Here is a 21799-nt window from a genome sequence, read left to right as displayed (position 1 = left end):
GGTAAAGGCGCTCCTCGCGCCGTGCCTACTTCTAGGCATCACCCCTGCCGCTGCTGCAACAGTGCTTCGACGTCCAGCCGCTTGGTGAACATCGCGAGCTTCCCGTCAGGCCCGAACGGCCATTGCTCCCGCGGCTTGTCCCAATACAGCTCCACGCCGTTCTGGTCGGGGTCGCGCAGGTAGAGCGCCTCGCTGACGCCGTGGTCGCTGGCGCCATCCAGCGCAATGCCGGCCGTGAGCACCCGATGCAGCGCATCCGCCAGCGCAGGGCGCGTCGGAAACAGGATCGCGGTGTGATAGAGCCCGGTCGCATCACGCGGCGGCGGTGAGCCGCCCTTGCTCTCCCAGGTGTTGAGCCCGATGTGGTGATGATAGCCGCCGGCCGCGATGAAGGCCGCGCCCGAGTCCATCCGCTGCATCAGCTCGAAGCCGAGCACGCCGCAATAGAAGCCGAGCGCACGATCGAGATCGGCGACCTTGAGGTGGACGTGGCCGATCCTGGTGCCGGCAGGAATGATTGGGCTTTGCGACATGTGAATGCTCCCTCGAAAACATGCACGTAAGCTCGGCTTCGAGCCAGTGCTACGGCCAAACGCGAAACCCATCGTTTCTGGATCGGCAACTAAACCGGAATGGCTTCAGGGTGAAGCGATTGCCGCGGGCTCGGTGCAACCTCTCCCGCTTGCGGGAGAGGTCGCGCCGAAGGCGCGGGTGAGGGCTTTCTCCTCTAGGGGACTATCCCATCGCGGAAGCACCCTCTCCCCAACCCTCTCCCGCAAGCGGGAGAGGGAGTGCACTTTCCTCGTAGCAATCAAACCTGATCTCATCTCGCTCTAGCTAAGCTCCGACACCTCGCCCTCGGGCAGGCCGAACTCGAACGTGTTCAGCGTCATCGACACCAGCGTGTAATAGCCGCACAGCCCGATCACCTCGACGACGCCGCGTTCGCCGAGCAGCTTCACGGCGTCGTCGTAGAGGCCCTTCTCGACGCCGTGGCCCTCGTGCAGCGACTTCGCGAGATCGTAGATCATCTTAGCCTTGGCATCTTCGAAGTCGGGCGTACGGCGGTCGCGGATCGCGTCGATAATCTCGGGCTTCATGCCGCCGGCGAGTGCGAGGCGCTTGTGCGCATACCATTCGTAATGCGCGGTCCAGTGCCGCGCCGTCACCAGGATCGCGATCTCCGAGAGCTTGGCCGGGAAGATGGTGTCGAAGCGCAGCACCTCGCCGAGCCGCGTGGCATGGCGCGCCATCTCGGGGCTGTTCAGCCAGGCCATCATCGGCGGCGGCGGCTTGCCGCGCTTGCCGGCGATCGACTCGTCATAGGTCTGCCGCTGGCTCTCGTTCATTTCGCCAGGCGAAAGAAGTTTTAGGCGCATGGTCGTTTCCTCTGTGTTTTCAAGGCTCGCCGCAGCAGCGACTATAAATGATAAGTGGTTGAATTCCGCGGGGGCTTGGCCCAGACTCGGCGACAACAATTCGAATTTTGGGTGATGGAAACAACGAATGACCGACCTCAAGACCAGCGATTCTGAATCCGCCGATCTCGAAACATTCCGCAACGAGACCCGCGCCTGGCTGGAAGCCAATTGCCCGCCGGAGATGCGCAAGCCCGCAACGTCGGACGCCGACGTGTTCTGGGGCGGACGCAACGCAAAATTCTCGTCCGAGCCGCAGCGCATCTGGTTCGAGCGCATGCGCGACAAGGGCTGGACCGTGCCTGACTGGCCGAAGGAGTATGGCGGCGGTGGCTTAAGCGCTGCCGAGCACAAGGTGCTGCGCGCGGAGATGGCGCGGATCGGCGCGCGGCCGCCGCTGTCGAGCTTCGGCATCTGGATGCTCGGGCCGGCGCTCTTGAAATACGGCAACGAGGCCCAGAAGAAGGAGCATCTGCCGAAGATCGCCGCGGGCGAGATCCGCTGGTGTCAGGGCTATTCCGAGCCGAATGCCGGCTCCGACCTCGCCTCGCTCCAGACCCGCGCCGAGAGCGACGGCGACGACTTCATCATCAACGGCCAGAAGATCTGGACTAGTTACGCCAATTACGCCGACTGGATCTTCTGCCTGGTGCGCACCGATCCGACCGCCAAGAAGCACGACGGCATCAGCTTCATCCTGTTCGACATGACCTCCAAGGGCGTCTCGACCAAGCCGATCCTCTTGATCTCCGGCTACTCGCCGTTCTGCGAGACCTTCTTCGACAATGTCCGCGTGCCGAAGTCGCATGTGGTCGGCACCATCAACCGCGGCTGGGATGTTGCGAAATACCTGCTCCAGCACGAGCGCGCAATGATCTCGGGGATGGGCGAGCGCGGCGTCGGCCGGCCGCTCGGCCAGATCGCGGCCGACTCGGTCGGCACCGATGCGCAGGGGCGGCTCGATGATTCCATGCTGCGCGGGAAGATCGCCAGCTTCGACGTCGATGAAGCCGCGCTGGCTGCCTGCGCCGAGCGCGCGGTCGATCTCGCCAAGGCCGGCCAGGCGCATCCGGCGTTCTCCTCGGCGATGAAATATTACGGCACCGAGCTCAACAAGCGCCGCCACGAGATCCTGATGTCGGCGGGCGGCGTCGATGCGCTGGAATGGGAGAGCGAGCGCTCCAGACAGGGCGCCCGCCCGCGCGCCTGGCTGCGCACCAAGGCCAACTCGATCGAGGGCGGCACGTCCGAGGTCATGCTCGGCATCGTCGCCAAGCGCATCCTGGATCTGCCGGGGGCGTAAGCCTTTCTGTCATTCCGGGGCGCGCGTAGCGCGAGCCCGGAATCCATAACCACCAGTCGGGAGTATGGATTCCGGGCCTGCGCCTGCGGCGCATCCCGGAATGACGAGACAACATAGATTTCGAATCGGAAACACGCACATGGCCCTCGTCCTCACCGAAGAACAATCCATGCTCCGCGACTCCGCGCGCGGGCTGATCAGCGACAAGGCGCCGGTGTCGCACCTGCGCCATCTGCGCGACAGCAAGGACCCCACCGGCTTCTCCAGGGAGCTCTGGCATTCCTTCGCGGAGATGGGTTTTGCCGGCTTGCTCGTGCCGGAAGAGTTCGGCGGCAGCGGTCTCGGCTTTGTCGAGGCCGGAATCATCATGGAGGAGATCGGCCGCACCTTGATGCCGTCGCCCTTCCTCGCGACGTCAGTGGTGGCGGCATCAGTGCTGACCCGCGGCGGCAATGCCGCGCAGAAATCGGAATATCTGTCGAAAATCGCGAACGGCTCGCTGCTCGCGACGCTCGCGATCGACGAGGGCGCCAAGCATCGCCCGCTGCAGACCAGCCTCAAGGCCGTGCGCGCCGGCAACGGCTTCAAGCTCTCCGGCGCCAAGGCGCTGGTGGTCGACGGTCATGTCGCCGATCTCCTCATCGTCGCCGCGCGCACCGCGGGCTCTGCCGGCGAGCGCGAGGGCCTGACGCTGTTCCTGGTTAACCCCAAGGCCAAGGGCGTTGCGATCGAGCGCACCATCATGGTCGATGCGCACAATGCGGCGCGAATCGAGTTCGCCAATGTCGAGGTCACCGCCGACAGCGTGCTCGGCGAGGTCGACCAGGCGGCCGGCCTGCTCGATGGCGTGCTCGATATCGGCCGCGGCGCGGTCGCCGCCGAAATGGTCGGCCTCAGCGATGAAGTGTTTGGCCGCACCGTCGAGTATCTGAAGAGCCGCAAGCAGTTCGGCAAGCTGATCGGCGAATTCCAGGCGCTGCAGCATCGCGCCGCCGAGCTCTACATCGACATCGAGATCACCCGCGCTGCCACCATGAAGGCGCTGCAGGCGCTCGATGCCGACGTTGTCAAGGCCGCACCCGCCGTCGCCGTGGCAAAAGCCCGCGCCGGCACCACCGCCACACGCGCGGTGCAGGAAGGCGTGCAGATGCACGGCGGCATGGGCATGACCGACCAGTTCGACATCGGCTTCTTCATGAAGCGCGCCCGTGTCTGCGAGGAGCTGTTCGGCGATGCGAACTACCACACCGAGCAGCTGGCCAGGGCGCGGGGCTATTGAGGCTGGGGCAATAGCGCGAACCGTCATGGCCGGGGTTGTCCCGGCCATCCACGTTCTTTGGTGCCTCGGAAACGTGGATGCCCGGGCCTTCGCCTCGCCGAAGCGGCTTCGGCCGCGCAGGCGGGACGCCCGGGCACGACGAATGAAGTGTGGCGCGAGCCTGTATCAACCTCGTCACTGCGAGGAGCGCTTGCGACGAAGCAATCCAGACTGTCGCCGTGGAAAGACTCTGGATTGCTTCGCTTCGCTCGCAATGAGGGCGGAGAGACCGCCTTACCGCATCGGCGGTGCGTACTGCACGCCACCTGCGTTCCACAGCTGGTTCATGCCGCGCGGGATCTTCAGCTGCGACTTTTCGCCGATGTTGCGATCATACATCTCGCCGTAATTGCCGACGTGGCGGATGATGCGGGCGGCCCAGTCCTTGGTGAGGCCAAGCTGCTCGCCGTAACGGCCTTCGGTGCCGACGAGGCGCATCACTTCCGGCTTCTTCGACTTCAGGGCTTCGTCGATGTTCTCCGAGGTCACGCCCAGCTCCTCGGCGTTGATCATCGCATACAGCGTCCATTTCACGATCATCATCCAGTCGTCGTCGCGCTGACGCACCACGGGGGCGAGCGGCTCCTTGGAGATCATGTCGGGCAGGATCATGTGGTCGCCGGGCTTCGTCAGGTTCAACCTGAGAGCATAGAGCTGAGAAACGTCGGCGGAGAACGTGTCGCACTTGCCGGTGTCGTAGGCCTTCACCACGTCGTTGAGGTTATCGAACTTCACCTCTTCATACTTCATGTTGTTGATGCGGAAGTAATCGGCGACGTTGAGTGTCGTCGTGGTTCCGTTCTGCACGCAGACCTTGCTGTCTGCCAGGTCCAGCGAGGTCTCCTTGTTGCGCGTGCGCGGCACCATGAAGCCGACGCCGTCGTAATAGGCCACGGCCGGGAAATACAAATCGTAGTCAAGCTCGCGCGCCATGCTCCAGGTCGTGTTGCGCGAGAGGATGTCCACCTTGCGGCTCTGCAGCTCCTTGAAACGCTCGTTGGCGTCGAGCGGAACGAACTTCGCCTTGCCGGGGTCGTTGAAGATCGCAGCAGCCACCGCACGGCAGAAATCGACGTCGAAGCCGGTCCAGTTGCCCTTGTCGTCGGGGATCGAGAAGCCCGGCAGGCCCTTGTTGACGCCGCACAGCACCTCGCCGCGGCGAACCGTGCGCCTCAGGGTGCGGGTGTCGTAAAACTCGTAAATGATCGCGCCGATGGCGACCAGCACGGCGATGGCGACCCCGATCAGCAGGCCGCCACGAAAAGTGCGCATCATGTTGCTCTCTCGAAAAATCGGGAAAAGGAATCAGGCGGGGATGGAGAGCATGATCGGGATCCGGACGGCCGCGTTGGCGCAAGGCACGCTGCGGCCGTCCGAAGCAATCATGCCGGGATCATGAACCTTAGAGCTCGGGCTTCTGCCGGATGACGACCTTGGTGCCGACAGGGACGCGATCGTAGAGATCGGCGACGTCCCTGTTGACGAGGCGGAAGCAGCCCGACGACACCTTGGTGCCGATCGTGTCGGGTCGGTTGGTGCCATGGATGCGGTAGACCGTGGTGCCGAGATACATGGCGCGGGCCCCCAGCGGGTTGCCCGGGCCGCCGGCCATGAAGCGCGGCAGATAGGGCTGGCGCTGGATCATCTCCGGCGGCGGTGTCCAGTCCGGCCACTCCTTCTTGTTGGTGATGGTCACCAGCCCCTGCCACTGGAATCCGTCGCGGCCGACGCCGATGCCGTAGCGGATGGCGCGCCCGCCGGGCTGCACCAAGTAAAGGTGACGTTCGGCCGTCGAGACGATGATCGTGCCCGGCGGCTCGGTGGTGCGGAAGTAGACCACCTGCTTCTGCCATTCCGGCTCGAGCTGGTATCCGTCATCGGCGATCAGGCCCGGCTCGTCGCCGCGGTCCGGTTGCTGGGCGAGGGCGTGTGGCGTGGACAGGACCAGTCCCATCGCAGCCACGAAAATCCCGGTCAGGCGACGAAAATCCGTCATTCAAGCTCTCCCCGCTGCCACACAGCGCAAATCATTCGGAACCATCAAACCTGAGGGGCAAGTTCATGGCAAGTTGATGGCGCGCTACCCCGGCATGTCACGAGAATGCTTTGGTTTTTTGACGGGCTCGGCGCAATGCCACGAACAGGGGATGGCGCGAAAAGCATAGGATGTGCGGCTGGGCGGGGTGCGCTCCCTTCCCCGCTTGCGGGGGAGGGTTGGGGAGAGGGTATCTCCGCAAAGGGACACTCCCGATGCGGAAAGAACCCTCACCCGCGCCTTCGGCGCGACCTCTCCCGCAAGCGGGAGAGGCTCAGACCGAGCTCGCCGAAAGGGTCAACTTCGACACTGGCAATCGAGGCCAGTCAGATCTTGTTGTTCTCCGCCGCGATCCCGAGCCGCCGCACGATCTCGGCTCCCACGGCGCGGGCCTCGACCCGGGAGCCGATGCGGGGGCTGCGAAACCGGCGCCCCGAATGCAGCCGGATCACCACGATGCAATGCTCGTCCTCGGAGCGGCCGCGGCGCTCGACCGTGATCGTTTTCACGTCGGGTCCGGCGATGCGGTCGGCGCGCAGGCTGCCGTCGCCCCACAGGCGCTCGACGCGAATATCGTTCGGTCCAATGATCCAGAACGCGCCGGTCGCAAGGTTGGCATAGCGATAGACGGCGAATGCGGCGATCGCGCCCAGCGGCAGCAGCAGGATATCGACATGGCTCGGCGAGAGGCCGCGCCACAGCTTGTAGGCATAGGGGGCCGCGGACAAAGCCACCGCGATCAGTGCGACGATGCGGATCTCCCGTGCAGGAAACGCCTCGAGAGGCTCGCCGAGATGCATCTCGGGATTGCTGGCATCGAGCGGGTTGCTCGGCGCCTCGACATTGGGAACGTCGAAATGCGCCGCGATCCACGCCACGGTGTCGCGGACATGGGTGACATCGGAAATCGGCGGTGAGGTCAGCCGCTCGCCCGAGGCCAGGGTGAAGACGAGCTGGAAGCGGGCCTTCACCCTCTTGCTGCCGGGGACCTGCAGCGCCGTGATCTCGTCCTTCCCGACGAGGCGCGTCCTTAGTTTTCCGAACGGCCGTTGCCGGCCGATCAGGATCTCGTCCGCCGTGATGATCCACACCACCGCCGGCGCCATCATGATGCCGACGACGAATCCGGCTCCCACCAGCAGCGCCACCGTCGATATCGTGATTTCCAGGAAGTCCTGCGTGAACAGACCCGGCGTGAAGCAGAGCGCGACGGCAGCCGCACAGCCGGCCACGACCAGCCGCTGCGCGATCGAGGAACCTTCACGAAGGCGGATGTCGGTGCTGGTGGTCGCGTCCATTGCGGGCGGCTGATTGCGTCGGTTGCGAAACTCCACGGACGGCTCCGTGGAGTCAAGCAACAAGGGCGACAACTGCCGCCGCGCGATGGCTGCGCGGCGTCAGCTGCTCGCGTTCAGCAGCTTGGCCACCGTGCGATCGATCTCGTCATAGCTGCCTTCGCCGGCGTGCTGGAACACGATCTTGCCGCTCTGGTCGACGATGTATTGCGCCGGCCAATATTGATTGCGATAGGCGTTCCAGGTCTTGGACTCATTGTCCTGCGCCACCGGATAGGTGATGCCATGGCGCTTCAGCGCGGCCTGCACGTTGGCGGCGGAGCGCTCGAACGGGAATTCCGGCGTGTGCACGCCGACCACGACGAGGCCCCGATCCCGGTACTTGGCGTAGAGCTCGGTGACGTGCGGCAGCGTGTTGACGCAGTTGACGCAGCCATAGGTCCAGAAATCCACCAGCACGACCTTGCCGCGGAGATCGGCGATGCTCAGCGGCTTCGAGTTGAACCAGTTGGTGATGCCGGTGAAGTCGGGCGCGGCCTGCTGGTTTGCGGCGGCGGTGACGACAGGCGCAGCGCGTGCGGCCTCGTCGCAGATGCCGGGGATGACGGCGCCGGTCACTGTGATGCCGATCAGTGCAGCAGACATTGCGAGCAGCTTGAGAGTCATGGAAAGCGTCCTCCGGTGAAGATGAGGTGGGATCACAGGCCGATCTGGCCGGTGGGGTAGAAGCCGGTGAGCCACGCCACAATCAGCGTGTCGTATTGGAAATAGGCGGCGACCGCGAAGCCGATCACGACGACGCCAAAGCCCTGCTGCAGTCGCGGTGAGATCCGGGCCAGGCTGCGCACGCGCGTGGTCGCGGCCTGTCCGCCATAGGCTATTCCCAGCATCGGGATCGCAGCGCCAATGGCATAGGCGACCAGCAGCGTGCCGGCCCAGGCAACGTTCTTCGACGTCGCCACCAGCGTCAGGATCGAGCCGAGCACGGGCCCTGCGCAGGGCGTCCAGACCAGTCCCAGCGTCGTGCCGAGGATCAGCCCTCCGAGTGCGCCGTCGCGCTGCGTGGCACCGGTGTTGCCGAGATCGAGCCAGCCGTTGATCCGGATCGACAGCCATTCGAACGGCGCCGGCCACAGCATCAACAGGCCGAAGCCGAGCAGCAGGACCGCAGCCGCCTCGCGCAGCACGTTCGGATCGAAATCGAAGGCCCGCGTGATCGCGCCGAGCGCCAGCGCGACCACCGAGAAGGAAACGACGAAGCCGAGCGCGATCATCGCGGGTCGCAGATGCCCCGCGCGCCCGATCGAGGCGCCGAGCAGGATCGGCAACATCGGCAACGTACAGGGCGCGGCGATGGTGAGGATGCCGGCGAGGAGAGCAAAGAGCAGGTCGAGCATGAGGCACTCGTGAGGGAGGTCACGAGGGCTGTTCGCGTGCGGTGGGGCGGTCGTTACGCAGCGTCACGGCTTCGTGACGGGGCTTTGAGGCATTCTGTTCGACACGACGGCGCTGCGCGCCACCCCCAAATAAAAACGACCCGGACGGGGCATCGTCCGGGTCGCTGGAGGTCTTGGGAGGTTTAACGAAACCGTATGGGAGCTTTATAGAGGGGAAGTTTTTCCGCCTGATGTTGTCGTTTGTTTCAATTGTTTCGCCGGCGGTAACGCTTCCGTGTCCGGGGGAGGCCAAAACGGAGGTCCTATCCCCTTGAAATCATTATTGTTAAGCGGCGAAACGGTCGACGCCGGCGCCCTTAAGCAAATCGGCGAGTTGCTTGCGGGCGTAGAACATCCGCGTCTTCACCGTGCTCTGGGGAATGCCGATGATCTGGCCGACCTCCTCCACCGACTTCTCGTGGTAATAGACGAGGTTGATGATCTCCCGATGCGCCGGCGACAGCTTCTGCACGCAGGCGCGCAGGATGGCACTGGTGTCACTGCGGTCGAGCGAAGTCTCCGGCGTGTCGCAATCATCAGGGATCTGACGCACGTCCTCCTGATCGATGTCCTCGAAGCGACGCTGGCGCATCGCGGTCAGCGCCTTGAAGCGGGCGATCGAGAGCAGCCAGGTGGACACTTGCGAGCGGCCCTGGAATTGGCCGGCGGTCCGCCACACATCCAGAAACACCTGGCTGACCAGATCTTCCGCCGTGGTGGCGTCGCGCACGATGCGCAGGATGAAGCGGTACACCCGTACATTGTGCCGGCAGTAAAGGATGTGCATAGCCGTCCGGTTGCCGTCGGCAATGCTTGCGAGGAGCATGTCGTCCGAGGTCGCCTGAGCGGCAATGATGCTCTGGCTGGCTTGGGCGTTGATGGCAATGACGTTCGGCATGGACTTGGCTCCCCGTAGCGCCGCAACCGAGCGGCGTTTCCTTGGATCAAAGTGTTAATGAGCCAACGTTTCGGGACGTCTGCACGAAAAGCGGAAAATGGTTTCGTGCGCCGTCAAATTGTTTCGCCGGACAGGGCGCGACGAAACATTCGGGGCAAAAAACCTTGTGATTTCAACGTACGGAAAATACGGGGTGGGGATTCGGGGCCGGACGGGCGCGCCGCGGAACGAATTTAGGGGGATTGCGTTTGGTCGCGCCACACCTACCGCTGTCGTCCCGTGGCGATAATCCGTAGCCCGGATGAAGCGCAGCGAAATCCGGGGCAACTCCATCCGCGGCTACAGCACCCCGGATTGCGCTGCGCTCCATCCGGGCTACGGCAGAGCGGGCTGTGCCGCTCGCCCTACGCCTTCTCGCCCTGCGGCGAGAACAGATAGCCGCCGCCGCGGATGGTGCGGATCACCGCGGGCTTGGCAGGATCGGGCTCGATCTTGCGGCGGATGCGCATGATGCGCAGATCGACCGCGCGGTCGAAGGCTTCGGCGTCGCGGGCGTTGGCAAGCTCGAGCAGGCGCTCGCGCGACAGCACGCGCTTCGGATTGGCCGCGAACACCTTGAGCAGCCCGAACTCGGACGCGGTCAGCGGATGCTCGTTGCCCTCGTCATCGCGCAAGGCCTGCGCTTCGAGGTCGAGCCATTTGGTGCCGAAGCGCACCAGCTGCTCCTTGTCCGACTTCGCCGCCGGCGCGTCGGCCGCCTTGGCCGGTCCGCTCCGCCGCAGCACCGAGCGGATGCGCGCCATCAGCTCGCGCAGCTCGCAGGGCTTTGCCACGTAATCGTCGGCGCCGAGCTCGAGGCCGACGACGCGGTCGATCGGGCTCGCGGTCGCCGTCAGCATGATGACCGGCACGTTGATGCGGCTCTTGAGGTCGCGGATGATCGAGAGCCCGTCTTCCTCGGGCATGTTGAGGTCGAGCACGACGAGATCGGGCATGCTGCCCTGGATCGCGGCGCGCAAGGACTTGCCGCCGTCGCACAGCGTCACGGTGAAGCCGTGCATCTTGAGGTAATCGCCGACCATCTCCCGGGCCGGAGCCTCATCGTCGACGATCATGATGTGCTGGCTTTGGGTCATGGGCTTTGCATCACGGGCTTTGACATCACGGCGCTTCAGTCGCAGGGAGGGTGATGGTGAAGGTCGAGCCCTTGCCGGGGCCCTCGCTCTCGGCGGTCACCTCGCCGCCGTGCATGTCGATGATACGCTTGACGATGGAGAGACCAAGTCCCGTCGAGCTCTCGCCGGCGGTCGGCTTGGCCGACAGCCGCTGGAACCGACCGAACAGGCGGCCGAGATCCTCCGGCGACAGGCCGGCGCCCTCGTCGCTGACGCTGACGATGGTGTCGCTGCCCTCGTGGACCACGGTGACGTCGATCTTGCCGCCGATCGGTGAGTATTTGATGGCGTTGCTGATGAGATTGTCGATCGCTTCGCGGATGCGGTCGGTGTCGCACATGGTGACGATGTTGGGCGGCGCGGTGACGCTGATCGCCTGCTGCTTGTTGACCGCGAGCGGCTGGTTGGCCTCGGCGACCTCCTTGACCAGGGCGGCGACGTCGACCGGCTCGCGGCGGATGGTGATGTCGAAGGCATCGGCCATCGCGTCCGAGATCAAATGATCGACCATCGTGGTCAGGCGCTTGGTGGCGTCGCGGATGTGGTCGACCTGGGCGACGACCCCGCTTTCCGAGGCGCCGGTCGAGATCAGCTCCTTGAGCATCTCGGTGCGGCCGAGAATGACGCCGAGCGGGTTCTTCAGGTCGTGCGCGACGGTGCCGAGAATCTCGTTCTTGAAGCCGTTGGCGCGCTGCAGCCGCAGCCATTGCGCCGAGAGGCGGCGATTGGCCTGCATCAGGGCGCGGGTGCGCTGGGCGACGCGGTCCTCCAGCTGGGTGTTGGCGTCCTGCAGCTGCTGATAAAGGATGACGTTGTCGAAGGCGATCGAGAGCCTGGAGGAGAAGATCTCGACCAGCGAACGGTCGGTCTCCGACAGCTCGCGCTCGGCCTGGAGCAGCACCACGACCTCGCGGCCCGATCCGGTGCGCAAATAGATCACGCTGCGGTGGTCGGCGAATTCGTTCTTGCGGCGCTGGAACGCGGCCTCCACCATCTCGCGCAGCTCGGGGTCGAGCGCCTTCGACGAGGTGGTGCCGATGAAGCGGCTGTAGCAGCCGCTGCCGGCGAGCACCGAGAGCTCGGGATCGATGCCGCCATTGTCGCGCAGCACCAGGATGCCGGCGCAGTCGACGTTGAGGAGCGAAGCGAGCTGGGTCAGGACGCCCTCGGCGAGCCGCTGCATCGACTTGAAGTCGTACAGCGTCGAGGCCGCGTCGATGATGATCTCGAGCCCGCGCCGGGTCTGCACCATGCGCTCGAGCTGCTGGTAGGAGCGCAGCGCCGCGGTCAGCGAGGTGAACAGCTTGTCGGCGGTGAGCTCGGTCTTGGCCTTGTAGTCGTTGATGTCGTACTGAACAATGACGCGCCGCTCCGGCGCCTGGCCGGGCTGGCCGGTGCGCAGGATGATGCGCACGGTCTCGTTCCGGATCTCGTTGCGAATGAACTCGACCAGCTCGAGGCCGGCGACGTCGGTCTCCATGATGACGTCGAGCAGCACGGCGGCGATGTCGCGGTGCTCGGCCATCAGCTTGCGCCCTTCGGCCGCGGAATAGGCCGACAGGATCTCCAGGCTCTGGCCGTTCAGGCTGTAGTCCGACAGCGCGAAACGCGTGCCGTCATGCACGGCCGGATCGTCATCGATGACGGCGATCTTCCATTTCCGGGCGTTGCTGTCCTCCGACGCGGTACCGGTGTCGTCGATCAGGTGGAGGACATCGTCCTGTTCGGCCATTGCGAAGATCCGTCACTTTCTGTGCTTTGCGCGCCGCCCTTGGCGACGCGGGGCATGATAATGCGAAAAGTAGTGCCTTGTCCCAGCTTGGATTCCAGCATCATCCGGCCGCCGAGCTGCTGGGTGACGAGGTTATAGACGATATGAAGGCCAAGTCCCGTGCCGCCTTCATTGCGCCGGGTGGTAAAGAAAGGGTCAAAGGCCTGGCGCTGCACGTCCGGGGTCATGCCGGCCCCGTCGTCGGAGAAGCTGATCTCGATGTCCTCGGTGCCGCGCGGCCGCGCCGAAATCGCGATCCGGCCGGCGCGGCCGTCGGCGAAGGCGTGGTTGGCGGCGTTGAGGAAGAGGTTGGTCAGGATCTGGCCGTAGGAGCCGGGATAGCCGTCGAGCAGCAGCCCCTCGGGGACGTCGACCTCCAGCGTGATCGGCGAGCGCTTCAGCACGGGCTTGAGGCTGGCGATGATCTGGTCGGTGGCTTCGCTTAAGGAGAACTGCCGCCGCTCGGCATGGGAGCGGTCGACCGCGACCTGCTTGAACGACTGGATCAGCTCGCCGGCGCGCTGGAGATTGGCGACGAGCTGCTGCGAGGCGTCGCGCGAGGATTGCACGAACTCCTCCAGCTGCGAGCGGCGCAGGCCGCCCTCGCCCTTGAGCTGGGCTTCGAAAATCTCGGTGCGCCGGGCAAAGCTCGATGCCACGGTCAGGCTGATGCCGATCGGGTTGTTGACCTCGTGCGCGACGCCGGCAACCAGGCCGCCGAGCGCGGCCAGCCGCTCGGCGTCGATCAGGTTCTGCTGCGCGGTGTTGAGCTCGAGCAGGGCACTCTCGGCCTTTTCCTTCGAGGCGCGCAGCTCGTCCTCGGTCCGGCGCTTGGCGATCGCGTTCTCGCGGAACACCTCCACCGCGCGCGCCATGGCCCCGACCTCGTCGCGCGCTTTCGTGCCCTGCACCTCGCGGTCGAGATCGCCGAGCGTGATCGCGCGCATCGCGGACATGATCTGCTGCAGCGGCAGGCGGATCGACAGCGCAATCAGGACGCCCGCGGTGAGGATGATGCCGAGGAAGATCACCGCGATCGACAGCACCCGGCGTGAGATATCCGCCAGCGTGCGGTCGAACACCTCCTGCGCTTTCTGCTCGCGCTGGCGCATCTTGGTCGAGAGGTCGTCGATGGCGCCGATCGCCTCGGCCTGGCTGGCGTCGATGGTGTTGCGCAACAGCTCCGTGCGGCTCGCAAGCTGCTCGGAGAGTTTTGCAAAACCCTCGCGAAGTGCGGCGGTGCGGGCCGCGAGCCGCTGCAAGGCCATCTTCTGCAGGTCGTTGTCGGCGAGATCGATCATGACCGGGATGGTCCTCTCGATCGTCTCGGTGTGGCGGCGCGCGTCGTCGGCGGCGCCCGACGACTGCGACAGATAGTAGGAATTGGCCGCGACCAGCATCGCGGTGAAGGCTTCGCGGGATTTGCCGAGCGAGGGCCAGATCAGCGCGTCGCGATGGCCGGTGGCGCCCTCGATGATGGAGTAGAGGCCCGCCATGTCCCTGGCCGGGCCCTGCACCTGCTCCTCATAGGTCTTGGCGATGGTGGACTGCACGCTGCGCAGCTCGCCGAAGCCGTTGAGGAAGCGGTCGGTGGTGCGCTCCAGCTCCTCGACCGAGCCCGACAGCATTGGGTCCTTGGCGGCGCGATTGGTCAGCGTGCCCAGCACCGCCTCGCGCAGCAACAGGATCTCAGCGAACAGGTCGGGGCTCGGCTGGTTGATGTAGCGGTGGATCAGGTTTTGCAGCCGCCCGGTCTCGCTCTCGAGCAGCGCCAGGATCCGGTCGGACTCGCGCACCTGGCGCACGTCGTCCCAGGCCGAGCCGAGCACCTTGGCGCCGTTCCAGATCATCGCCACCAGCACCACGACCACGGCGGAGTTCAGCGCGGCGATCGACAGGATGCGCCAGCGGATCGGCACCGCCCGCAAGAGGCCGACGATGCGCGCGCGCAGCTGCCCGATCGGGCCGGGCGGCTTGTCCGCGTGATCGCCATGTCCAAGCGCAGCCAACAGGCCTCACTCCACCTTGCGAATCCGTTCAATCAGCGCGGCCGCCGCGGGGTCGCGCGCGGCCTTGGCGTAGATTGCGGCCATGGCGTCCTCGAACGGCTTGCGGTCGATGTCCTTGATGATGGTCACGCCGGCTTCCTGCGCCTTGCGCTGCGACTGTTCCTCGAGGTCGTGCCACTTCTCACGCATGAACCGGCTGGAGCGCTGCGCGGCCTCCTTAAAGATCGTCTGCTCCTCCGCCGACAGGCTGTTCCAGGCCTTCAGAGAGATCACCAGCACCTCCGGGCTCATCGTGTGCTCGGTCAGCGTGTAATGGCCGGCATGCTTGTAATGATTCGTGGTCACGAAGGATGGCCAGTTGTTTTCGGCGCCGTCGATCAGATGGTTGGCAAGCCCGGTGAGCACCTGCCCGTAGGGCAGCTCGACCGGTTCGGCGCCGAGCGCGCGCATCATCTGGCTCATTAACTCCGACTGCTGCACGCGGATCCGCAATCCCTTGAGGTCCGCGATGGTCTTCACCGGGCGGACCCCGTTATAGATCGACCGCGCACCCGAATCGTAGAAGGCGAGCCCGACGAAGCCGTAGGGCTCGAAGCTACCGAGGATCTTGCTGCCGACAGGTCCGTCCAGCACCTTCTGCATGTGCTCGATGGACCGGAACAGGAACGGCATCGCCAGCACGTTCATCGCCGGGACGAAATTGCCGATCAGGGCGACATTGGTCCGGTTGAGGTCGATCGCACCGGCCCGGGTCTGCTCGATGGTCTCCTTTTCCTCCCCGAGCTGGCGGGAGTGGAACACCTTGATCTCGTGGCGGCCCTTGGTGCGCTCGGCGATCAGGGCGCCCATGTAGCGCAGCGCCTGGACGGTCGGGTAATCCTCGGCCTGGGTGTCGGCGGCGCGAAATTCGCGCGCAACCGCGCTCGTCGTGCCCATGCTCGACGAGACTGCGGCAAGCAGAAGCGCAACGAAGACCACCCCGGTCCGCGAGAGTTCGGCACGGCTCAACACTGGCACACTCAACCCCTCAGTGGTGGAGTCTATGGCGGAAGGAAAAGGTTCAATGCAATCTAAAGCGTTTTCAAGCGAAGTGGATACCGGTTCGCGTAAAGAAAACGCGTCAAATTGAGAATCTAGAGCCTGTTCCGATCGGAACGGGGCTCTAGCAGATGGTGAAGGGAAGGCCATCCCGCGCCCGGCCAGCGGGCTGATTGTGCGGCGCGGCCGGCGTTCATTCCCGGTTGAAACGGCCACTGCCGGGCCTTAAGCAGGACAGCCGCCACGTCGACCGCGGCCTGGGAAGAGCCATCCTGATGTCAGCCTTGCGCCTTTTGCAGCTCGTTGCCGTCTTTGCGGCCCTCGCATTGGCCGCCCCTGCGCGGGCTGCCACCGAGATCGCCTGGTGGCACGCCATGTCCGGCGAGCTCGGCCGGCAGCTGGAAAAGCTCGCCGCCGACTTCAACGCCTCGCAATCCGATTACCGCATCGTGCCCGTCTACAAGGGCAATTACACCGAGACGGTGACGGCCGCGATCTTCGCCTTCCGCTCGCGCAGCCAGCCCGCCATCGTGCAGGTCAACGAGGTCGCCACCGCCACCATGACTGCGGCCAAGGGCGCGATCTATCCGGTGTTCAGCCTGATGCGCGACCAGGGCGAGCCGTTCTCGCTGGGCGATTATCTGCCGGCGGTCTCCGGCTATTACACCGATGCCGCCGGCAATCTGTTGTCGTTCCCGTTCAATTCCTCGACCCCGATCCTGTACTACAACAAGACCATGTTCCGCGACGCCGGCCTCGATCCGGAGGCGCCGCCGAAGACCTGGCCGGAATTGGGAGCGGCCGCCAAGCGCCTGCGCGACCGCGGCGCTGCTTGCGGCTTCACCACGTCCTGGCCGTCCTGGATCCATGTCGAGAATTTTTCGGCCTTCCATAATCTGGCGCTAGCGAGCCGGGCCAACGGCTTCGCCGGGCTGGATGCGGAATTGACCATCAACAATCCGAGGCTGGTGCATCACGTCGCGGCGCTCAGCGAGTGGCAGAAGACCAAGCTGTTCGACTATAGCGGCCGTGGCCAGTCGGCCGAGCCGCGCTTCCAGAAGGGCGAGTGCGGCATCTTCATCGGCTCCTCGGCGACGCGCGCCGACATCAAGGCCAATTCGAAGTTCGAGATCGGCTACGGCATGATGCCCTATTGGCCCGACGTGAAGGGCGCGCCGCAGAACTCGATCATCGGCGGCGCCACGCTGTGGGTGCTGCGCGACCGTCCGCGCGAGGAATACAAGGGCGTGGCGCGCTTCTTCGCCTATCTGTCCCAGCCCGGCGTGCAGGCCGCCTGGCACCAGAACACCGGCTATCTCCCCGTGACCCGCGCCGCCTTCGAGCTGACGCGCTCGCAGGGCTTCTATGAGCGCAATCCGGGCTCGGCGATCTCGTTCGAGCAGATCACGCTCAATCCGCCGACCGAGAACTCCAAGGGCATCCGGCTCGGCTCCTTCGTCCTGATTCGCGGCGTGGTCGAGGACGAGCTCGAGCAGGCCTTCGCCGGCCACAAGAGCGCGCAATCAGCGCTCGATTCCGCCGTCGAGCGCGGCAACAAGCTGTTGCGCCAGTTCGAGCGCGCGAGTCCCGAGCGGTAGGGTGTGTTGCGATTAGGTTTCGCCGCCGCTGCGAACGAGGTGCGCTCCCTCCCCCGCTTGCGGGGGAGGGTTGGGGAGAGGGCTCTCTCCACGTTGGGATTGCCTGAAGTCTGCGGAGAGTGTCCCCACGTGGAGAGAGCCCCCACCCGGCGCTTCGCGCCGACCTCCCCCGCAAGCGGGAGAGGTGCACCGTCTCCTTGGCTCGCATCGAGCCAACCAAAGTTAACCCTGCTCTCAATACGCAAGCGCCAATGACAATCACGCCGCAACAGCTGCCTCACCTCGCAGACGCCGCAAGCCTCCGCGCCTTTCGCTCCGATCCCTTACAATGGCTGCCAATCGCTCTCGACATCGCGCGCAGCCACGGCCTCGATGCCGGCTCGCCGCATGTGTTCGCGGCCGGCACCAATCTCGTGGTCGGCCTCGGCGACAAGCTGATCCTGAAGATCTTTCCGCCGCCGCTCGCAGCGCAATTCGTCTCGGAGCGCGCCGCGCTGGCGCAGCTCAAAGGCCGTCTGCAGCTGCCGATCCCCGAGATTGTCGCGGAGGGGATGCGCAACGGCTGGCCCTATCTCGTCATCACGCGTCTTGCCGGCACGCTGGGCTCGGAGGTCTGGCCATCACTGCCGGAGCCGCAGAAGGAGCGCCTGCTGCGCCAGATCGGCGAGACCATTGCGAGCGTGCAGCGCGCGCCGCTTGGACCGCTCGCGCATATCGAGCCGCGCTGGGACGCGTTCATGCGCGCCCAGATGCAGGGCTGCCGCGCGCGGCACACGCGTCTCGGCCTCGCACCAAAATTCCTCGCCGGCCTCGATGATCTCCTGCGCGACGCCGCCAAGCTGATCCCGATGGATGCAGCGCCCGTGATCCTGACCGGCGAATACATCCCCGAGAACTTTCTGCTCGCCTGTGACGACGGCCAATGGTCGCTCGGCGGCCTGTTCGATTTCGGCGACGTGCTCACGGGGTGGCGTGACTACGATCTGCTCGGCCCCAGCGCCTTCATGGCGGCGGGCCGTCCGGGCAGAGTGAAGAGCCTGCTCGAAGGCTTTGGCTATGCGACGCTGGATTTCACCCTCAAGCGCCGCCTGATGGCCCTGATGCTGCTGCACCGCGCCAGCGACCTCAACAGCCACATCTGCATCGAGGGTTGGCAGGAGCGGGCGGATGATCTGGTTGAACTGCAGGAGTTGATCTGGCCGGGCTGAGCGCCCCCTCCGTCATTCCGGGCGCCGCGCAGCGGCGAGCCCGGAATCCATTGTGCCGTGCGTTCTGCCGCCCGATGGATTCCGGGTTCGATGCTGCGCATCGCCCCGGAATGACTCCTGGGGCCGGGCGAGCGCCGGCGACTGCCTCCATAATGATCCCTCAAGCCGATCAGCCTAAGTTTTACGCAATCGCGCATCTTTGTATGCAATTGCGCGTGGCGGTGCAGAGTGGTGAGAACAGGAATACTTTGTGATATCAGTGGCTTATATGGACTTTAGTCTTCCGTTAAGCCTTGGCACAAACCTTGCGAATCCAGCTCCAGCCAAAAAACCTTTGTGTTGGAGCGAATTTCATGAAGCGCCGCGATTTCCTCAAATCCGTTTCCGGGTTGGCCGCTGGCGCGGCGCTTCCGGCCATGCCGTCCGTGATCTCCTCGGCCAAGGCCGATGCCCGCTCGGAGACCTTGCTGATCGTTTCCGAAGGCGGCCCGAACAATCTCGACATCCATGGCATCGGCACCAACGTGCCCGGCTATGAAGTCTCCTGGAATTGCTACGACCGCCTGATCAGCCACGAGATGAAGAGCGGTCCCGGCGGCGTGCCCTATTACGACCGGGACAAGTTCAAGGGCGAGCTCGCCGACGACATGAAGATCGACGACATGTCGGTCACCTTCAAGCTGAAGAAGAACGCCAAATTCCACGACGGCGCGCCTGTTACCGCGAAAGACGTGAAATGGTCGCTCGACCGCGCCGTCAGCGTCGGCGGTTTCCCGACCTTCCAGATGAGCGCGGGTTCGCTCACCAAGGCCGAGCAGTTCGTCGTGGTCGACGATCACACCGTGCGCGTCGACTTCCTGAAGAAGGACAAGCTGACGATCCCCGATCTCGCCGTGATCGTGCCCTGCATCGTCAATTCCGAGCTGGTGAAGAAGAATGCCAGCGAGAAGGATCCCTGGGGCCTCGAGTTTACAAAACAGCAGACCGCCGGCTCCGGCGCCTACAAGGTGACGAAGTGGACCGCCGGCACCGAAGTGATCATGGAGCGCAATGAGGATTGGGTCGGCGGTCCGCTTCCCAAGATCAAGCGCGTGATCTGGCGCATGGTGCCGCAGGCCGGCAACCGCCGTGCACTGCTCGAGCGCGGCGATGCCGACATCTCGTATGAGCTGCCGTTCAAGGATTTCCAGGAGATGAAGGCGAACGGCAAGCTCAACGTGGTGTCGCTGCCGTTCTCCAACGGCATCCAATATATCGGCATGAACGTCACCAAGCCGCCCTTCGACAATCCGAAAGTACGGCAGGCCATGGCCTATGCGATGCCGTATCAGAAGATCATGGACGCCGTGCTGTTCGGCCTCGGCAATCCCATGTTCGGCGCAAAGGACAAGGCCACCGACGTCGCCTGGCCGCAGCCGCACAAGTACAACACCGACATGGAGAAGGCGAAGGCGCTGCTGGCTGAGGCCGGTTACGCAGGCGGCTTCGAGACCACGATCTCGTTCGATCTCAACTTCGCCGGCGTCAACGAGCCGCTCTGCATCCTCGTGCAGGAGAGCCTCGCCCAGCTCGGCATCAAGACCACCATCAACAAGGTGCCCGGCGCCAACTGGCGCACCGAGCTCAACAAGAAGGAGATGCCGCTCTTCACCAACGTGTTCTCGGGCTGGCTCGATTACCCCGAGTACTTCTTCTACTGGTGCTATCACGGCAACAATTCCGTCTTCAACACCATGAGCTACAAGTCGGCGGCGATGGACAAGTTCATCGACGGTGCGCGCACGGCGGCCGCCACCGGCGACAAGGCCGCTTACGATGCCGACGTGAAAGGCTTTGTCGATCTCGCCTTTGCCGACGTCCCGCGCATCCCGCTGTACCAGCCCTTCGTCAACGTCGCGATGCAGAAGAACATCAGCGGCTACCAATACTGGTTTCACCGGCGGCTCGATTATCGCGCGATGGCGAAGGGGTGAGGAAAGCGAATAGGGAGTGGCGAATAGCGAATAGGGGGACGTGATGGTCGACAGGAGCGAATGTCCATTCGCCACTCGCTATTCGCCAATCGCGCGAGCGGAGCGAGCCCCATGCTGACCATGATCGGCAAGCGCCTGATGTTCGCGATCCCGTCGTTGATCGGCGTCGTCATCGTCACCTTCCTGCTGACGCGTGCGCTGCCGGGCGATCCCGCGGCCTACTTCGCCGGCCCCGCCGCGACCAAGGAAGCCGTCGAGCAGATCCGCAAGAAACTCGGCTTCGACAAGCCGCTGGTCGAACAGTTCTTCCGCTATGCCACCGATCTCGCGCACGGCGATTTCGGCAACTCGCTGACGACGGGCCAGCCGGTCGCCACCGAGATCCGCAACCGCCTGCCGGCGTCAGCCGAGCTGACGCTGCTCGGCCTGTTCGTGTCCGTTGCGATCGCCATTCCGCTCGGCGTGCTCGCGGCAACGCGTCCGGGATCGTGGATCGACCATCTCTGCCGGATCACGACCACGGCCGGCGTGTCGCTGCCGGTGTTCTTCACCGGCCTCGTGCTGGTCTATGTCTTCTACTTCCGGCTCGGCTGGTCGCCGGCGCCGCTCGGCCGTCTCGACGTGTTCTACAGCGCGCCGCCGACGGTAACGGGCTTCTATCTGATCGATACCCTGATCGCGCGCGATCTCGAGGCGTTCCGCTCGGCGCTGAGCCAGCTCATCCTTCCCGCAACGACGCTCGCGATCTTCTCGCTGGCGCCGATCGCGCGCATGACCCGCGCCTCCATGCTCGCGGTGCTCGCATCCGATTTCGTCCGCACCGCGCGCGCCAGCGGCCTGTCGCCGGCAACCGTGATCGTCACCTACGCGTTCCGCAACGCGATGCTGCCTGTCATCACCACGCTCAGCATGGTGTTCTCGTTCCTGCTGGGCGCCAACGTGCTCGTCGAGAAAGTGTTCGCTTGGCCGGGCATCGGCTCCTACGCGGTGGAAGCGCTGATCTCCTCGGACTTCGCGCCGGTGCAGGGCTTCGTGCTGACCATGGCGGTCATGTACGTGCTGCTCAATCTGATCATCGACATTTTGTACGGCGTAATCGATCCGCGCGTGCGGTTGGAGGGCTAACCCGATCATGGTCGCGTTCGATGCAAGCCACGCGAACGGTGCGCTCCCTCCCCCGCCTGCGGGGGAGGGCTGGGGAGAGGGTGTATCCGCGGTCGAGAACCCCCAAGAGGCGAGAGCCCTCTCCCGGCGCGTTGCGCCGACCTCTCCCGCAAGCGGGAGAGGTGAAGTCAACTCCCAGCTCGTCATGAAGCACCAGGAG

18 protein-coding genes are annotated in these 21799 nt (G+C 64.7%); 6 read left to right on the top strand and 12 right to left on the bottom strand.

Annotated features, from left to right (window positions below):
* Positions 1 to 38 precede the first annotated feature (38 nt).
* Positions 39 to 533: a VOC family protein gene (locus ACM43_RS35265; protein ID WP_271546458.1), complete on the bottom strand. Its 495-nt coding sequence runs from the start codon at positions 531 to 533 to the stop codon at positions 39 to 41.
* Between the two features lie 300 nt (positions 534 to 833).
* The gene (locus tag ACM43_RS35260; RefSeq protein WP_271546456.1) at positions 834 to 1379 is read right to left on the bottom strand and encodes a carboxymuconolactone decarboxylase family protein; all 546 of its coding nucleotides are present in this window, start codon (positions 1377 to 1379) and stop codon (positions 834 to 836) included.
* A gap of 127 nt (positions 1380 to 1506) precedes the next feature.
* Here ACM43_RS35260 and ACM43_RS35255 point away from each other — a divergent pair, with 127 nt between their 5' ends.
* Positions 1507 to 2721: an acyl-CoA dehydrogenase family protein gene (locus tag ACM43_RS35255; protein ID WP_271546454.1), complete on the top strand. Its 1215-nt coding sequence runs from the start codon at positions 1507 to 1509 to the stop codon at positions 2719 to 2721.
* A gap of 139 nt (positions 2722 to 2860) precedes the next feature.
* The gene (locus ACM43_RS35250) at positions 2861 to 4000 is read left to right on the top strand and encodes an acyl-CoA dehydrogenase family protein (protein ID WP_271546453.1); all 1140 of its coding nucleotides are present in this window, start codon (positions 2861 to 2863) and stop codon (positions 3998 to 4000) included.
* A gap of 273 nt (positions 4001 to 4273) precedes the next feature.
* On the opposite strand, the gene ACM43_RS35245 is transcribed toward ACM43_RS35250, so the two are convergent.
* The 10 genes from ACM43_RS35245 to ACM43_RS35200 all read right to left on the bottom strand — a co-directional run bounded on the left by ACM43_RS35245 (position 4274) and on the right by ACM43_RS35200 (position 15675).
* A complete protein-coding gene (locus ACM43_RS35245) occupies positions 4274 to 5311 on the bottom strand; it encodes an amino acid ABC transporter substrate-binding protein (RefSeq protein WP_271546534.1) in 1038 nt (345 codons plus the stop codon).
* A 130-nt stretch (positions 5312 to 5441) separates the two neighbouring features.
* Complete coding sequence (locus ACM43_RS35240) at positions 5442 to 6035, bottom strand: L,D-transpeptidase (protein ID WP_271546451.1); 594 nt, start codon at positions 6033 to 6035, stop codon at positions 5442 to 5444.
* A gap of 365 nt (positions 6036 to 6400) precedes the next feature.
* The gene (locus tag ACM43_RS35235) at positions 6401 to 7372 is read right to left on the bottom strand and encodes a hypothetical protein (protein ID WP_271546532.1); all 972 of its coding nucleotides are present in this window, start codon (positions 7370 to 7372) and stop codon (positions 6401 to 6403) included.
* 99 nt (positions 7373 to 7471) lie between these two features.
* Positions 7472 to 8035 carry a thioredoxin family protein gene (locus ACM43_RS35230; RefSeq protein WP_271546449.1) on the bottom strand — a complete coding sequence of 188 codons (564 nt, stop codon included), beginning with the start codon at positions 8033 to 8035 and terminating at the stop codon, positions 7472 to 7474.
* A gap of 32 nt (positions 8036 to 8067) precedes the next feature.
* Entirely contained in the window at positions 8068 to 8766 is a 699-nt protein-coding gene (locus ACM43_RS35225; RefSeq protein ID WP_271546448.1) for a cytochrome c biogenesis CcdA family protein, read from the bottom strand.
* A 325-nt stretch (positions 8767 to 9091) separates the two neighbouring features.
* A complete protein-coding gene (locus tag ACM43_RS35220; RefSeq protein ID WP_128266044.1) occupies positions 9092 to 9703 on the bottom strand; it encodes a sigma-70 family RNA polymerase sigma factor in 612 nt (203 codons plus the stop codon).
* Positions 9704 to 10107: 404 nt separating this feature from the next.
* Positions 10108 to 10839 (bottom strand): response regulator, encoded by a 732-nt coding sequence (locus tag ACM43_RS35215; RefSeq protein ID WP_036020286.1) that lies wholly within the window; start codon positions 10837 to 10839, stop codon positions 10108 to 10110.
* A gap of 25 nt (positions 10840 to 10864) precedes the next feature.
* Positions 10865 to 12610: an ATP-binding response regulator gene (locus tag ACM43_RS35210; RefSeq protein WP_157286606.1), complete on the bottom strand. Its 1746-nt coding sequence runs from the start codon at positions 12608 to 12610 to the stop codon at positions 10865 to 10867.
* Positions 12580 to 14610, bottom strand: coding sequence for a sensor histidine kinase (locus ACM43_RS35205; RefSeq protein WP_271546531.1), 2031 nt, complete (start codon positions 14608 to 14610; stop codon positions 12580 to 12582). The genes ACM43_RS35210 and ACM43_RS35205 overlap by 31 nt, the downstream gene beginning before the upstream one ends.
* Before the next feature lie 54 nt (positions 14611 to 14664).
* Positions 14665 to 15675, bottom strand: coding sequence for a TRAP transporter substrate-binding protein (locus tag ACM43_RS35200; protein ID WP_333919953.1), 1011 nt, complete (start codon positions 15673 to 15675; stop codon positions 14665 to 14667).
* Positions 15676 to 15971: 296 nt separating this feature from the next.
* Between ACM43_RS35200 and ugpB the strand changes: the two genes are divergently transcribed.
* From ugpB to ACM43_RS35180, 4 genes are all read left to right on the top strand, one after another.
* A complete protein-coding gene (ugpB, locus tag ACM43_RS35195; protein WP_271546442.1) occupies positions 15972 to 17294 on the top strand; it encodes a sn-glycerol-3-phosphate ABC transporter substrate-binding protein UgpB in 1323 nt (440 codons plus the stop codon).
* 251 nt (positions 17295 to 17545) lie between these two features.
* Positions 17546 to 18502 (top strand): aminoglycoside phosphotransferase family protein, encoded by a 957-nt coding sequence (locus ACM43_RS35190; protein ID WP_271546440.1) that lies wholly within the window; start codon positions 17546 to 17548, stop codon positions 18500 to 18502.
* A gap of 353 nt (positions 18503 to 18855) precedes the next feature.
* A complete protein-coding gene (locus ACM43_RS35185; RefSeq protein ID WP_271546438.1) occupies positions 18856 to 20475 on the top strand; it encodes an ABC transporter substrate-binding protein in 1620 nt (539 codons plus the stop codon).
* 111 nt (positions 20476 to 20586) lie between these two features.
* Positions 20587 to 21600 carry an ABC transporter permease gene (locus tag ACM43_RS35180; protein WP_271546436.1) on the top strand — a complete coding sequence of 338 codons (1014 nt, stop codon included), beginning with the start codon at positions 20587 to 20589 and terminating at the stop codon, positions 21598 to 21600.
* The last annotated feature ends 199 nt before the right edge of the window (positions 21601 to 21799 follow it).

The sequence above is a fragment of the Bradyrhizobium sp. CCBAU 45321 genome, assembly GCF_028128975.1.
In the GTDB taxonomy this organism is placed as follows: domain Bacteria; phylum Pseudomonadota; class Alphaproteobacteria; order Rhizobiales; family Xanthobacteraceae; genus Bradyrhizobium; species Bradyrhizobium yuanmingense.
This window is presented reverse-complemented; position numbering and strand designations above follow the sequence as displayed.